At 57.9% G+C, this 14,420-nt stretch carries 12 protein-coding genes and 1 tRNA gene; 6 read left to right on the plus strand and 7 right to left on the minus strand.

Features of this window, described 5'->3' with window-relative positions; translation table 11 throughout:
- Positions 1-2 precede the first annotated feature (2 nt).
- The gene (locus ACR0JA_RS03350) at positions 3-521 is read right to left on the minus strand and encodes an outer membrane protein (protein ID WP_480569957.1); all 519 of its coding nucleotides are present in this window, start codon (positions 519-521) and stop codon (positions 3-5) included.
- A 422-nt stretch (positions 522-943) separates the two neighbouring features.
- Between ACR0JA_RS03350 and ACR0JA_RS03355 the strand changes: the two genes are divergently transcribed.
- Entirely contained in the window at positions 944-2,488 is a 1,545-nt protein-coding gene (locus tag ACR0JA_RS03355) for a trimethylamine methyltransferase family protein (RefSeq protein WP_480569960.1), read from the plus strand.
- Between the two features lie 50 nt (positions 2,489-2,538).
- Here ACR0JA_RS03355 and ACR0JA_RS03360 read toward each other — a convergent pair whose 3' ends face one another.
- A complete protein-coding gene (locus ACR0JA_RS03360) occupies positions 2,539-2,784 on the minus strand; it encodes an EF-hand domain-containing protein (protein ID WP_480569962.1) in 246 nt (81 codons plus the stop codon).
- Positions 2,785-3,331: 547 nt separating this feature from the next.
- The gene (locus tag ACR0JA_RS03365; protein ID WP_480569965.1) at positions 3,332-6,949 is read right to left on the minus strand and encodes a vitamin B12-dependent ribonucleotide reductase; all 3,618 of its coding nucleotides are present in this window, start codon (positions 6,947-6,949) and stop codon (positions 3,332-3,334) included.
- 544 nt (positions 6,950-7,493) lie between these two features.
- On the opposite strand from ACR0JA_RS03365, the gene ACR0JA_RS03370 reads away from it, so the two are divergent.
- Positions 7,494-7,928 carry a hypothetical protein gene (locus tag ACR0JA_RS03370; RefSeq protein ID WP_480569968.1) on the plus strand — a complete coding sequence of 145 codons (435 nt, stop codon included), beginning with the start codon at positions 7,494-7,496 and terminating at the stop codon, positions 7,926-7,928.
- 7 nt (positions 7,929-7,935) lie between these two features.
- Here the strand turns inward: ACR0JA_RS03370 and ACR0JA_RS03375 are convergent.
- The 4 genes from ACR0JA_RS03375 to pdxH all read right to left on the minus strand — a co-directional run bounded on the left by ACR0JA_RS03375 (position 7,936) and on the right by pdxH (position 9,788).
- Positions 7,936-8,012 (minus strand) — tRNA-Pro (locus tag ACR0JA_RS03375).
- A gap of 43 nt (positions 8,013-8,055) precedes the next feature.
- Positions 8,056-8,523 (minus strand): DUF192 domain-containing protein, encoded by a 468-nt coding sequence (locus tag ACR0JA_RS03380; protein ID WP_480569970.1) that lies wholly within the window; start codon positions 8,521-8,523, stop codon positions 8,056-8,058.
- 10 nt (positions 8,524-8,533) lie between these two features.
- The gene (locus tag ACR0JA_RS03385; RefSeq protein ID WP_480569973.1) at positions 8,534-9,061 is read right to left on the minus strand and encodes a cold-shock protein; all 528 of its coding nucleotides are present in this window, start codon (positions 9,059-9,061) and stop codon (positions 8,534-8,536) included.
- A 121-nt stretch (positions 9,062-9,182) separates the two neighbouring features.
- Positions 9,183-9,788, minus strand: a complete 606-nt coding sequence (gene pdxH / locus ACR0JA_RS03390; protein WP_480569976.1) for a pyridoxamine 5'-phosphate oxidase — start codon at positions 9,786-9,788, stop codon at positions 9,183-9,185.
- A 135-nt stretch (positions 9,789-9,923) separates the two neighbouring features.
- On the opposite strand from pdxH, the gene fabI reads away from it, so the two are divergent.
- The 4 genes from fabI to ACR0JA_RS03410 all read left to right on the plus strand — a co-directional run bounded on the left by fabI (position 9,924) and on the right by ACR0JA_RS03410 (position 14,410).
- On the plus strand, positions 9,924-10,730 hold the full coding sequence (fabI, locus tag ACR0JA_RS03395; protein WP_480569979.1) for an enoyl-ACP reductase FabI: 807 nt from the start codon (positions 9,924-9,926) through the stop codon (positions 10,728-10,730).
- A 6-nt stretch (positions 10,731-10,736) separates the two neighbouring features.
- Positions 10,737-11,246: a xanthine phosphoribosyltransferase gene (gene gpt, locus ACR0JA_RS03400; protein WP_155147071.1), complete on the plus strand. Its 510-nt coding sequence runs from the start codon at positions 10,737-10,739 to the stop codon at positions 11,244-11,246.
- Between the two features lie 64 nt (positions 11,247-11,310).
- Positions 11,311-12,486: an aminotransferase gene (locus ACR0JA_RS03405; RefSeq protein ID WP_480569983.1), complete on the plus strand. Its 1,176-nt coding sequence runs from the start codon at positions 11,311-11,313 to the stop codon at positions 12,484-12,486.
- Between the two features lie 82 nt (positions 12,487-12,568).
- Positions 12,569-14,410, plus strand: coding sequence for a peptidyl-prolyl cis-trans isomerase (locus ACR0JA_RS03410; protein ID WP_480569985.1), 1,842 nt, complete (start codon positions 12,569-12,571; stop codon positions 14,408-14,410).
- The last annotated feature ends 10 nt before the right edge of the window (positions 14,411-14,420 follow it).

Genomic DNA, 14,420 nt, shown 5'->3' on the forward strand with positions numbered 1-14,420 from the left:
CGTCAGAACCGGAAGGTCGTCCGCAAATTGAAAACGTTGGTCTGGATCTGCCCGTTGGTTCGCGTCGGGGTGTCAAAGTCCTGACGCAGCGCCTCGCCGCTGATCACGAACCTGTCGTTCAATGGGTAGGCGATGCCAATCCCATAGACAGCCGCCGTATCGCTATCGCCCGAAGTATCGGCGCGCGCGGTGCCCACAACGACATAGCCAAGCGCCGGGCCGAAATCATAGCCGCCGCGCAGTTTCAGACGTGAGATGCTGTCCAGACTCCCCTCACCTTGCCCCAGATCAAGGTTGAGACGGTTGTATTCCAGCTCACCACCCAAAACAAAACTGCCGAAATCATGGTCATAGCCGATATGCGGGCCAAAGACCGAATCGCTACCGCTCACACCATCCGGCCCGTCTGCATCTGCATAGCCAAAACTGAATCCCACATAGGGGCCGGTCCAATCCTCGGCCAGTGCCGGGGCAGCCCCCGTCAGCATCAATACGACCAGTATCGCCTTTGTTGGTGTCACACAGACCTCCAAACAGATGACGCCGGAACCTTTTTGGCGGCTCCAGCACAGCGTCGCACATGCCCCCACAACAGCAAACAACAAAACATGTATTCAATTAACTATGCATATCTTAACAGATTTCTATCATAACGGGAAAAAACATTTCTTCACGCGGTCTTGCGCAGTTCATCGTGAAAGTAATGTCCGAAAACGCCAGAAATAAACTCTGTTCCAGGTCGCAAACAGGACAGATATTGTCGTGCGCGGTTGGAAAACTAGCGACAGGTTATCGAGGGAACCGATGCAAAACGAAGTCTGGAAAGTCCAACTGATCAGCCGGACGATTGGTGCTGATCGGGGTCGGGCAGCGCGCGGTCGGCCTGCGCGCGGTTGAATCTTGCGCAAACCACCAAACCAGCCCTTTGTTCCGGACCAACTTCATGAATGATCAATCCCGTACCTCTTCCCGCAGCGGTGGGCGCTCTGCCCGTCGAGCCGCGCGCGCGTCTGCCCTACCCGAGCATCTGCGCCCTGTCCGGCCCGGCATGTCCGGCGGCGCTCTCAAGGTTCTGACCGACACGCAGGTACAGCAAATCCACCAGGCGGCGTTGACCGCCCTTGAAACTATCGGCCTAGCGGACGCCCCGCAAAGCGGTATCGACTATCTGGTCGGTGCCGGTTGTACCTTGGGCGATGACGGTCGAATCCGGTTTCCGCGCGCGCTGGTCGAGGATACTTTGGCAAAGGCGAACCGCTCGGTCACGTTGTACAGCCGCGATGGCAAGACCGATCTGAATCTTTCCGGCAGTCGCGTTCACTACGGAACCGCAGGGGCCGCGGTCAGTATGGTGGATGTGCAGGGTAACGCCTATCGCGACTCGACCGTACAAGACCTGCACGACGCGGCGCGTATCTGCCAAGAACTTGATAATATTCACTTTGTTCAGCGCCCGATGGTGTGCCGCGACATTGCCGACAACCTTGAAATGGACCTGAACACGATCTACGCGGCCTGTTCCGGCACGTTCAAACATGTCGGCACGTCCTTCACGGAACCAAGTCATGTCCCCCCGGCACTCGAAATGGCTTACATGATTGCAGGCGGTGAGGATAAATACCGCGAGCGGCCATTTGTTTCGAATTCGAACTGTTTTGTCGTGCCACCAATGAAGTTCGCGACCGAAAGTTGCGAAGTGATGGAACTTTGCATCAAGGGTGGGATGCCGGTTCTTTTGCTGTCTGCCGGGATGGCCGGGGCCACTGCACCGTCGACGATTGCCGGCGCGATTACGCAGGCAACGGCAGAATGCCTTGCCGGTTTGGTTTACGTAAATGCCGTAAGTCCCGGTGCGCCCGCGATTTTTGGCACCTGGCCCTTTGGGTTGGACCTTCGAACCGGAGCCATGTCAATCGGTTCGGGCGAACAGGCCCTGCTGACCGCAGGCTGCGCCCAGATGCACCAGTTCTACGACCTGCCTGGCGGCGCGGCGGCCGGCGCGTCGGATTCCAAGATGCCCGATATGCAGGCCGGGTGGGAGCAGATGTGTTCCAACGTGATGGCCGGGCTGTCTGGTGTGAACATGGTCTATGAGGCTGCGGGCATGCACGCCTCACTGCTTGGATTCTGCTTTGAGAGCCTGATCCTGGCGGACGATCTGATCGGACAGGCGCAACGCTGCGTCCGTGGGATCGAAGTTACCGATGAAACACTGGCGCTGGACCAGATGGCCGAGGTCTGCATCGGCGGGCCGGGTCATTATCTGGGAACTGACGCCACGCTCAGCCGGATGCAGGCGGACTATGTCTATCCGACATTCGGCGATCGCACTTCGCCTAAGGAATGGGCAGAACTTGGAAAGCCGGATCTGCTTGCCAAAGCTGCTGCGCGAAAGGATGAGATTCTGGCGAACCCTTCTACGGCCAAGTTCGACCCTTTGCTGGACAGCGAACTTCGGGCGAAGTTCAACATTCACTTGCCATCGTAAGCACTTGAAAAGGCGGCCCGTTACGAGACGAGCCGCCTGTTGTTGCAGCGTTAGCCGTTATTCGGCGGAAGCAATCCCGCCTCTTGCGCCACAGCGATTTCATCCGCGTCCAAGGCGCCGTCACCATTTGCATCCATTGCCGAGAACCCGTCGGTATCGACCTCGGGCAAAACGGCCTGTACCTCTTCGATGGTCAGAACGCCATCTCCGTTGGTGTCCGCACTGGACTGCGCCAGTGCGAGTGCGGGCAGGCCAAAAGCGATTGCGGAAATGACGGCCAGTTTTTGCGGTTTCATGAGTGTGCCTCCTGAGTAGATTTCAAAGTTTTTTTGTCCGGACAGGGCACAGACACACGCAATTGCCTGTCTCAGTCACCCCATGTGAGAGAGGATCAGGAATTCGCGCCATTCTCCGCGTGTTTGTCCGAGTCGCATCCGCAATCAACCGCTGGGCGAAATGGCTGTTCGAGGTGTCGGCGAAACTTGCCCGACGCTTGATCACCGATCCGGCAAGCCTTTGCCTGAAACCGCGACTCGGATGACCAAAAAAAGAAAGGGGGCCGAAGCCCCCTGTCAGTTTCGCCTTCCAGGCTCTTTTCGTTGACCGCCCGGTGTTTTTTTGCCTGCGGCCTGGACTGCGCATGGGGCGAGCGCACCCGCCCCCTGAAAGAGTGGGAGGGAGCAAATATTCCGCCCCACCCTGTTTGCGGCCAACACGGGCATGTCGACCGGATGGACCAAGGCAACTTAGGTAAGTCTTTGCGCCTTGAGCCGTTGTTCGTCGGGACCCGAGATCCGGGGGGAAATCGAGGTCCCTGCGCCCCGGGGTGCCGGGGCGGTATTCTCAGCTACACCCGCTTGTCGCGCCGCAGGTGTTGCATTTCATGCAGGTGCCGTTGCGCACCAGCGTGTAATTTCCGCATTCACCGCACGGGTCACCCTCGTAACCTTGCATCTTGGCCTTGGTGCGGGCATCAATGCTGGTCGCGACGGCGGTTTCAGCTGGGGCGTCGAACTGCGCGGCGGTTTCCGCCATGCCGGTCACATCTGCTTGCCCGCCATTCAGAACCATCAGATCCTGCGGCAGACGCTTGCGCAGATAACCGGTCGAGCTGATTTGTTTCAGCACTTCCAGAGACTTTGTTGCAGCACTTTCGCTGATTTCGGATACGTTCGCGACACCCTCATCCTCGCCGCGGCCCAAATCGTCAAAGGTCGCGCCTTCGGGCTTCACATGGGCCAGATCAGTGCGGTCCAGATAGGACACGGCCAGTTCGCGGAAGATATAATCCAGGATCGACGTCGCGTTCTTGATCGAGTCGTTGCCCTGCACCATCCCCGCCGGTTCGAACTTGGTGAAGGTGAAGGCATCCACGAACTCTTCCAGTGGAACGCCATATTGCAGGCCAACCGAGACCGCGATGGCAAAGTTGTTCATCATCGCCCGGAAGCCTGCACCTTCCTTGTGCATGTCGATGAAGATCTCGCCCAGCTTGCCATCTTCGAACTCACCAGTGCGCAGATAGACCTTGTGGCCACCGACGATAGCCTTTTGGGTATACCCCTTGCGGCGATGCGGCAGTTTCTCGCGATGGCTGCGGATCATTTCCTTGACCACAACCTTCTCGATTACCTTCTCGGCCAGAACGACAGCCTTTTCCTGTGTCGAACCGCTTTCCAGAACTTCCGCCGCCTCGTCGTCATCCTCGACCAGCGCCGCAGCCAGAGGCTGCGACAGTTTCGAGCCGTCACGATAGAGCGCGTTTGCCTTCACACCCAGCGACCAGCTAAGTTCATAGGCCTTCTGGCAGTCCTCGATGCTCGCATCATTCGGCATATTGATCGTCTTCGAGATCGCACCCGAGATGAAGCTTTGCGCCGCTGCCATCATGGTGATGTGGCTATCAACCCCAAGGAAACGCTTGCCTTTCTTGCCGCACGGATTGGCGCAGTCGAAGATCGAATAGTGCTCTTCCTTCAAGTGCGGCGCACCTTCCAGCGTCATGGTCCCGCAGACATGGTCGTTGGCCGCATCGATATCCGCCTTGGTAAAGCCCAGATGGCGCAGCAGGTCGAAGGTCGGATCATTCAGCTTGGTCGCCGGAATGCCCAGAACGCCGGTGCAGAAGTCTTCGCCCAGCGTCCACTGGTTGAACACGAACCGGATGTCGAAGGCGCTTTCCAGCGCGGCATCCACCTTGGCCAACTCGTTTGGGCCAAAGCCATGGCCGGTCAGCGAGGTGTGATTGATCCCCGGCGCGTTGCCGATGGTGCCGTGACCAACAGCGTAGCTGACGATCTCTTCGATCTGAGACGAGGAATAGCCCAGCTTTTCCAAGGCCGACGGCACCGAGCGGTTGATGATCTTGAAGTAACCGCCACCGGCCAGCTTTTTGAATTTAACCAGCGCAAAGTCCGGCTCGATCCCCGTGGTGTCGCAATCCATCACCAGACCAATGGTGCCGGTCGGTGCGATCACAGTGGCCTGCGCGTTGCGGTAACCGTTCTTTTCACCGAGGCTCAGTGCCTCATCCCAGGCTGACATGGCGAGATCAACCAGACGTTTGTCTGGGCAATTGTCGTGGTCCAGAGGCACCGGCTTGACCGCCAGTTTCTCATAGCCTTCGGTCACGCCCTGCGACGCACGGCGGTGGTTGCGGATGACGCGCAGCATATGATCCGCGTTGCGCTCATAGCCTTTGAAGGCACCCAGCTCACCTGCAATCTCTGCCGAGGTCGCATAGGCCACACCGGTCATGATCGCGGTCAGCGCACCACAGATCGCCCGCCCCTCATCCGAGTCGTAGCTGTAGCCCATGTTCATCAGAAGGCCGCCGATGTTGGCGTAGCCCAGACCCAAGGTGCGGAAGTCATAGGACAGCTGAGCGATTTCCTTGGACGGGAATTGCGCCATGGTCACCGAGATTTCGAGCGTCAGGGTCCACAGACGCGAGGCATGCATGTAGTCGGCCGCCTGGAACTCACCATCCTTCAGGAAGGTCAGCAGATTCATCGACGCCAGGTTACAGGCCGTGTCATCGAGGAACATGTATTCCGAGCACGGGTTCGACCCACGGATCGCGCCGTCTTCGGGGCACGTGTGCCATTCGTTGACGGTGTCGTGGAACTGAATGCCCGGATCAGCACAGGCCCATGCCGCATGGCCGACTTTCTCCCACAGATCGCGCGCCTTGACGGTCTTGGCGACCTTACCGTCAGTCCGGTTGATCAACTCCCAATCCGCGTCTTTTTCAACGGCGGTCAGGAACGCATTGGTCACACGGATCGAGTTGTTCGAATTCTGACCCGAGACCGAGCTATAGGCTTCCGAATCCCAGTCCGTATCGTAAGTCGGGAACTCGATGCTGTCGTGGCCCTGCTTGGCGTAATCCAACACGCGTTTGATGTAAGTTTCTGGGATCGCGACCTTTTTCGCCTCACGAACAGCCTTTTTCAACGCATCGTTCGAATTCGGATCATAGGCATCATCCGCCGACCCATCCCAAGACCGGATGGCCTCGAAAATGCCGTTCAGCATCTTCTCGTGCATCTTCGATCCGGCAACGATCGAGGCCACTTTCTGTTCTTCGAGCACCTTCCATTCAATGAACTGCTCGATATCGGGGTGATCGGCGTCCACGATCACCATCTTTGCTGCTCGACGGGTTGTCCCGCCTGATTTGATCGCGCCAGCGGCGCGGTCGCCGATTTTGAGGAAGCCCATCAGGCCCGAGGATTTGCCGCCACCCGACAGCGCCTCGCCTTCTGCGCGCAGATGGCTGAAGTTGGTCCCGGTGCCCGATCCATACTTGAACAAACGTGCCTCACGCACCCACAGGTCCATGATGCCGCCTTCGTTCACCAGATCGTCATCAACGGACTGGATAAAGCACGCATGCGGCTGCGGATGTTCGTAGGCGGATTTCGACTTGGTCAGCTTGCCGGTTTTGTAGTCGACATAATGGTGCCCCTGCGCCGGGCCGTCGATTCCATATGCCCAGTGCAGGCCGGTGTTGAACCATTGCGGCGAGTTCGGTGCGGCGCGCTGGGTCGCCAACATATAGCGCATCTCGTCGAAATAGGCGCGCGCGTCGTCCTCGGTCGAGAAATAGCCGCCCTTCCAGCCCCAATAGGCCCACGCGCCCGCCAGACGGTCAAACACCTGCTTCGACGAGGTTTCTCCATCAAATTCAGCGCCATCAGCGGGAACCGAACGCCACAGGAATTCAGGAACGTCTTTTTCTTTTACCCTCTTCAGCTTTGACGGAACGCCAGCCTTACGAAAGTACTTTTGCGCGATGACGTCGCTGGCCACCTGGCTCCATTTGGCGGGAACCTCAATCTCGTCCAGGCGAAACACAATGGTCCCATCGGGATTGCGGATTTCCGAGGTCGCGGACACAAAGTCCAATTCGGCGTATGCGTCCTGCCCCGGTTTGGTGAACTTTCTTTCAATCTTCATATCCGCTGCCCCAGCTTCAATCCGTCCAAATTCTAGTCTCAGGCACAAAATCTTGAGTGGCGAGGTGCCGCTCGCCTTGCCTAGCCAAGTTCGAACACAGGAAGACCGTCGCTGCCTTTAACAGCGCAAAACCGTACAATCCGGTCGCACGTCTGAATGGTTTGTTGTCCGTCCCTTGCCCGGCGCCACCCTGGATGTCCTACCAGATATAGTGTCGCGCCCCTCGGCCCATACAATCTGACGTATGATGCCATAGTTGGTCAACGACCTTTTTCAGAGTTTTTTGAAATCTTTTTTGTTGACCGCCGTTCCAAAATCGGCGGAAAACCGCCGCGAACCGATTCCTCCACAGCCAACCACCGCGCGCAGCGCCTTACACCCGGCTTCGAACCAGAGAGAATATTCGTTTCCCTCGGCCACCTTAGCGGCCAGAGATCAACCAGTTCAGCGTTTACGAAAAGTTCAGAGAATCATCGCCTCGGCTTTGGTCCGCGTGCCATAGTTGAAACGAGGAACACTCATTCACCTGGGAATCGGTTTCGGTATGCGTCTGTTGCGTTCAATTCCTGCTCTGGCCCTGATCGTGTCCTGCACATCACAGGACAGCCCATCCGGATCACGCAGTGCGCAATTCGCCGAGTATCCCAAAAAGATGTTCAATTCGTTTCAAACAGACTGCGCCGGGCCGGGAGAAGATTACGTATACACTGGCAAAGGCAGCTTTGAATGCCGCGAGCATCTTTCGCCCGAAGCGACAGCTTTTCTGATTCTGTCTTATGACGGCTACCCGCAAAAGCTGCCGCAAATCGTGACCCGTCTGGAATCAACCAAAAATCAACTTGGGTATCGCGTGGACGCAGATCTTTTCTTTCTGGTTCCGCAACAAGATGGCGGAACGCTGAGAATCCCGGTGCAAAGCGAAACGCTGGATCAGGATTTCAGTCGGCTCTACGCCAGATATGGCGGAACGCCGATCTAAGAAGAAGTGGTCGGGGCGGCAGGATTCGAACCTACGACCCCCTGTACCCAAAACAGGTGCGCTACCAGACTGCGCCACGCCCCGGACCGTGCGCATTCCTAAACGCGCCGATCTGATTTGAAAAGCCCTAACAGGGCCAAACTGCAGGACCTTGCGAAAAAACTTCATGACGCAATTGCGTTCCAGGGCCGATACCGTAACGGCGCGCCAGCCCGGCATTGATTTCGAGCACGGTAAATACCGAATCGCCGCCCTCGATTGGGGTAAGATCCCCCGGTACCGCACCTTCATGCACATGGGTTACGGTCCCGGCGCGATCAGTAAAGATCATGTCTAGCGGGATAAGCGTATTCTTCATCCAGAACGCGACCCTTTGCGGGGGGTCGAACACGAACAGCATCCCTGCCCGCGCGGGAAGTTCCTGACGAAACATCAAACCGCGCGATCTTTCCGCTGGCGTGATTGCCAATTCGATATCAAACCGAACTTGGGCCTGATCGTTGCGCAATTCGACCCGGTCAGCCCGGCACTCGGCGCGGGCCGCGGCGCTGAAACACACCATCAGGATCGCAAGCGCCGGGAAGAACTTCTTCATTGCATGAGGCTCAGCCGTTCAGGGCTGCCTCCCAGGCCAAAACCTGAGCAGCCATCCGGCCCCGTTTACCATCGATGACCCGCATCGCCAGCGCTTCGCCCGGTTGCAGATCGGCCAACCCGGACCGGCGCAGGACCTCGATATGCAGGAATACATCTTCGCTGCTACCAAAGACATTCGCGAATCCGAACCCCTTGCCCTTGTCGAACCACTTTACGCGGGCCGCCTCAAGTGGTGCCTCGGAAATCACGCCCGGATCAAGCTCGGCGAAGTCGGCCAGCATCATGGTGTCGGCGCGTTCCGGTGGGTCGACGCTGACCACCTCTACCGCCTGCACACCACGGTCGGTGCGATGGGTCATGATCTCGATCCCGGCGCCATCAGCGACCGAGCTCTGCCCGAAGTTGCGCAGGACGTTTACGTGCAGCAGAATGTCCGGACCACCTTCGTCGGACACAACAAATCCGTACCCCTTAGCGGGGTCGAACCATTTAACGTGTCCACGGACGCGATACATGCTGTTCAGATCTTCTGGCACTGTTTTCCCATCACGATATAGCGCAGTTCGTCAGGGGTTCGTTGTTGATGCAAATGGCTCGCAAATTCAAGCCGAAAAAGTTCTTTGATTCTGGGCTGTTGCATTTCACGATACGCGAGTGTCATGGATTTAACCTCTGCACTTGCCATTCCGAGTCCGGCGAGTTCCGGGTCCAGCGAAACCGGTCATGCAACCGGAACGCACCATCCGCCCAGAACTCGAATTCAACTGGCGTCAGCCGATAGCCACCCCAGAATTCGGGGCGCGGCGGGTTCGGGCCAAGTTTAGCGGTCACCTTCGCCACCTCGGCCATAAGCGACGTTCGACTGTCCAACGGCTGCGACTGGTGCGAAGCCCACGCCCCTAACCGGCTTTTCAGAGAACGCGAGGCGTAATATTCATCCGCCTGCGGCCCGTCTTCCCGGGTGATTGTACCACGAACGCGAACCTGACGCCGCAACGTTTTCCAATGCATCACAAAGGCGGCCTTGTGGGCATCATCCAATTCGCCTGCCTTGGCACTGTGATAGTTGGTATAAAACACAAAGGCTGCGGGTTCGATATCCTTCAACAGCACCATGCGGACATTGGGCATACCTTCGGAATCGACGGTTGCCAGCGCAATCGCATTCGGATCATTCGGTTCCGTTTTCTCAGCTTCTTCCAGCCACCGACCCGTTATTTCAAACGGATCAGCGCCAGCAAAAATGCCACTACGCTCGTTCATTTCCATCCCCTGGAAACAATTGTTAACGACACTAAGGCGAGAACCCGCTGCGAGCAAGAGCGCATGGCCTTGATGCAGGGCAATCAATGGCATAAACCAACCGAACATAACGCGACGACATGCGGAGAAACAAACATGTCAAATCAGTTGATGGCCGGAAAACGCGGCCTCATCATGGGACTGGCCAATGATAAATCAATCGCATGGGGAATCGCCCGAGCGCTGTCCGACGCCGGAGCCGAACTTGCCTTTTCATATCAAGGCGACGCGCTGAAAAAACGTGTTGACCCGTTGGCCGAGAAACTGGGCAGCGAGATTGTTCTTCCGTGTGACGTCAGCGACGAGGCATCGATAGATGCCCTGTTCACTTCTCTGGAAGAAAAATGGGGCAAACTGGATTTTGTGGTCCATGCGATCGGGTTCTCGGACAAGAACGAATTGCGCGGTCGCTACGTCGATACCAGCCGGGCGAATTTCAACCTGACCATGGATGTGTCGGTTTATTCGTTTACCGCCGTGATGCAGCGCGCCGAAAAGATGATGGCCGAAGGTGGCAGCGCCATCACGCTGACCTATTACGGGGCCGAGCAGGTCATGCCCCATTACAATGTCATGGGTGTCGCCAAAGCGGCGCTGGAAGCATCGGTGAAATACCTGGCCGAAGATCTGGGCAAGGATGGTATCCGCGTCAATTCGATCTCAGCGGGGCCAATCAAAACATTGGCCGCCAGTGGCATCGGTGATTTCCGCTATATCATGAAGTGGAACGAGTACAATTCGCCCCTGCGCCGCAACGTGACCATCGACGATGTCGGCAAATCGGCACTGTATCTACTGTCCGATCTCAGCAGCGGCGTCACGGGCGAGAATCTGCACGTGGATTCGGGCTACCACATCGTCGGCATGAAAGCCGTCGACGCGCCGGACGTGGAAAAAGGATAACAATCGATGAGCGCCAAAGACCGCCTGCCCCACGAAAAAGGCTTTCACATAAGCTGGGACCAGATCCACCGGGATTCCCGCGCTCTGGCCTGGCGGCTGGATGGACAAGGCCCGGACGACGGGGCGTGGCGCGCCGTGGTTGCCATCACGCGCGGCGGAATGGCCCCCGCCATGATCGTCAGCCGCGAGTTGGATATTCGCACCGTGGACACGATCAGCGTGCGGTCCTACCACCATCAGGAACAAGGCGAGGCCGAAGTTTTGAAAGCCCCCGATGCCGACCTGATGGGCGACGGTACCGGCGTTCTGATCATCGACGATCTGGTCGACAGCGGCAAAACGCTCGAACTGGTGCGCGACATGTACCCGAACGCCCATTTCGCGACGGTGTATGCCAAACCCAAGGGCCGACCGATGGTTGATACATTCATCACCGAGGTCAGCCAGGACACCTGGATCTTCTTCCCATGGGATATGGCGCTGCAATATGTCGAACCCTATCGGGGCACAGACTGACACCCGGGCTTCATCTGTTCAAAAATACCTCGGAGCGCGAGGCAGAGCCTCGCAAAAAAACCGCATGAGCAACACTCGCACCGCCGCCACCTTCCCTCCTCCGGTGATGGAGGCCCGACGCTGGCTAGACGGTGTAATCTTTCCCGACGACCGCCCGCTGATCAATGTCAGCCAAGCCGCGCCGGTCGATCCACCGCCGCTGGCACTTCGGCAAGCGATGGCAGAATTCGCCATAAACGAAGACAGCGCGCATCTATATGGTCCCGTTCTGGGCAACACCGATCTGCGCGCGGAATTGGCGGGTCAGATCGGCGAGCACTATGCCGCAAATGTAGCGACCGATCAGGTTGCCATAACCTCGGGCTGCAATCAGGCGTTTTCTGCTGTGGTGTCGGCGATTACCGATCAAGGGGATGAGATAATCATACCAACCCCTTGGTATTTCAATCATAAGATGTGGCTGGACATGGCCGGCGTCAAAGCTGTTGACCTGTCGACCGGCGATGATCTTTTGCCCGATCCGGAAAAAGCCCGCGCTTTGATCACCAGCAAAACGCGCGCCATTTCGCTGGTGACGCCGAACAATCCCGGCGGAGTAGAATACCCTGCCGATCTGGTACGTGCCTTTTTTGATCTTGCGCGCGAGGCTGACATCCGCCTCCTCGTCGACGAAACCTATCGCGATTTCGACAGCCGCAGCGGTCCTCCGCACGATCTTTTCCAGCAGGAAAACTGGCAAGAAACGCTTGTTCATCTGTATTCTTTTTCCAAGGCCTACCGGCTGACCGGGCATCGCGTAGGGGCAGTTGCCAGCAGCACCGCACTTCTGGCCGAAATGGAAAAATTTCTGGACACAGTAGCGATCTGCCCCAGCCAGATCGGGCAATTCGCCGCCCTGTGGGGGATGCAGAACCTGTCGCAATGGGTGGCGGGTGAGCGTGACGAAATCCTTGATCGCCGCGCAGCCATTGCCGAGGGCATGCCGAAGCTGGAAACCAAAGGTTGGCGCTTGCTGGGCTTGGGTGCGTATTTCGCTTATCTCGAACACCCTTTCGACCTGGCCTCGGATCAGTTGGCACAGCGTCTTGTGCCAGAGGCAGGCATACTGCTGCTCCCGGGCACCATGTTCATGCCTGCGCGTGACCCCGCCGGCAAGCGACAGGTTCGCGTGGCATTTGCCAATCTCGACCGTGCAGGAATCGCGCAGTTGTTTGATCGGCTGTGTGCACTGCCCTTCTGACCTTGCCCCCCGGCGATGCGCGTCGTATTCAGGGCCGCAACCAACAGGGCAGCACCTGCCACCACATAACACAGAGGGCGCCATGGCCGCAGGCATGAAAAACCTATCAAAGACCTTTGTCTGGATACTCATGGGCCTTTTGATGCTGGGCCTTGCTGGGTTCGGCGCGACCAGCCTGACCGGTACGGTCAGAACCGTGGCGCAGGTCGGCGACGAAAGCGTCTCGGTCGACAAATATGTCCGCGAATTGCAGCGTGAAATTCGCGCGGTCGAGGCGCAGACCGGGCAGGCAATGCAGATTTCAACCGCACATGAACTTGGGCTGGATCGGCAAGCTTTGTCGCGACTGGTGGCTCTGGCCGCTCTGGACAACGAGGTCGGGCAGCTTGGCATCTCGATTGGCGATGAAAACCTGCAACGTGAAATCGTTCAGATCCCGGCCTTTCAGGGCGTTGACGGCACCTTTGATCGCGAGGCGTATCGCTTTCAACTGGATCAGATTGGTCTGAGCGACACAGATTTCGAATCGGATCTGCGTAAGGAAAACGCCCGCACCATCGTTCAGGGTGCTGTCATGAGCGGTGTCGAAATGCCACGCAGCTTGACCGAAGCACTGGCCAACTATGTGCTGGCCCGGCGCAGCTTTACTGTCGCGACGCTGTCTGCGGACGCGCTTGAAACACCAGTTGCTGCACCGACGGATGCGCAGGTGCAGTCGTACTACGACGAGAACACCGATCAATTTACCCTGCCTCGCACCAAGAAACTGACCTATGCGATCCTGTCGCCTGACATGCTGCTGGATACGGTTGAGGTTGACGCCGATGCGGTGCAACGTCTCTACGATCAGCGCGCCGAACAGTACCAGCAGCCAGAACGGCGCTTGGTCGAACGTCTGGTGTTTCCCGACGATACCGCCGCGACCGAGGCGCTGGCCCAGCTAGAGGTCGGCGGGACCACGTTCGAACAATTGGTCCGAGCGCGCGAGCTTGAGCTAAGTGATGTCGATCTGGGCGACGTGACCCGCGAGGATCTGGGCGAAGCCGCCGATGAGATTTTTGCGGCCGAGATCGACGACGTCGTCGGCCCGCTGCCCTCGACATTCGGCCCCGCGCTGTTTCGGATAAACGGATCGCTGGCCGAAAATATCGTGACCCTGGAAGACGCCGAACCGGAACTGCGCGAAGAGCTTGCTGCCGATCAGGCTCGCCGTCAGATCGAGGCTCAGTCCGAAGATATCAACGATTTGCTGGCCGGGGGCGCAACTCTTGAAGAGCTGGTTGGCGAAACCGACATGGAACTGGGCCAGATCGACTGGACCCAGCAAAGCGATCAGGGTGTGGCCGCCTATGACGGTTTCCGCTCGGTTGCCGAAGCTGTTCAGGATGGCGATTTCCCCGAAGTCGCGTTTCTTGAGGACGGCTCGATCTTTGCCCTGCGCCTGAACGAAGTTCTCGCCCCACGGCCCGAGCCGTTGGACAGCGCCCGCGACCGCGTCATCCAGGCGTGGACGCAGACCGAAGTTGCAAAAGCCTTGGAAGCGCAGGCAGGATCTGTTCTGACCCAGTTGGTAACTGATGGCGATTTCACGGCAACCAGTCTGCCCTTCCGTGTCGAGAACGCGCTGACCCGCACCGCTTTTCTGGAAGATGTACCCGCTGATTTCATGACTCAGGTGTTCGAAATGGAACCGGGCGACATTCGGGTTGTCCCCGGCGACAGCACTGCTCTGATCGTTCGTCTGGACGAGGTTCTTCCACCGGCAGAAACCGACGAGCAGCGACAGATGCAAGACGCACTGGCAGCGCAATTGAATCAGGCGCTGGCGCAGAACATCTTTGATGCCTACGTGCTTGATACGCAGACCCGCGCGCGTCCGGTGGTGGATCAACAGGCACTGAACGCCGTGCAGGCAAGTTACTAACCGAGAGCGT

It is taken from the genome of Ruegeria sp. AM4 (assembly GCF_056540665.1).

Bases quoted from the DNA above. Each gene is read 5' to 3' on its own strand.
- ACR0JA_RS03370 (WP_480569968.1), top strand. From the start codon at position 7,494: ATGCGTCTGTTGCGTTCAATTCCTGCTCTGGCCCTGATCGTGTCCTGC.
- ACR0JA_RS03365 (WP_480569965.1), bottom strand. From the start codon at position 6,949: ATGAAGATTGAAAGAAAGTTCACCAAACCGGGGCAGGACGCATACGCC.
- gpt (WP_155147071.1), top strand. From the start codon at position 10,737: ATGAGCGCCAAAGACCGCCTGCCCCACGAAAAAGGCTTTCACATAAGC.
- ACR0JA_RS03405 (WP_480569983.1), top strand. From the start codon at position 11,311: ATGAGCAACACTCGCACCGCCGCCACCTTCCCTCCTCCGGTGATGGAG.
- ACR0JA_RS03355 (WP_480569960.1), top strand. From the start codon at position 944: ATGAATGATCAATCCCGTACCTCTTCCCGCAGCGGTGGGCGCTCTGCC.
- ACR0JA_RS03410 (WP_480569985.1), top strand. From the start codon at position 12,569: ATGGCCGCAGGCATGAAAAACCTATCAAAGACCTTTGTCTGGATACTC.
- ACR0JA_RS03360 (WP_480569962.1), bottom strand. From the start codon at position 2,784: ATGAAACCGCAAAAACTGGCCGTCATTTCCGCAATCGCTTTTGGCCTG.
- fabI (WP_480569979.1), top strand. From the start codon at position 9,924: ATGTCAAATCAGTTGATGGCCGGAAAACGCGGCCTCATCATGGGACTG.
- pdxH (WP_480569976.1), bottom strand. From the start codon at position 9,788: ATGAACGAGCGTAGTGGCATTTTTGCTGGCGCTGATCCGTTTGAAATA.
- ACR0JA_RS03380 (WP_480569970.1), bottom strand. From the start codon at position 8,523: ATGAAGAAGTTCTTCCCGGCGCTTGCGATCCTGATGGTGTGTTTCAGC.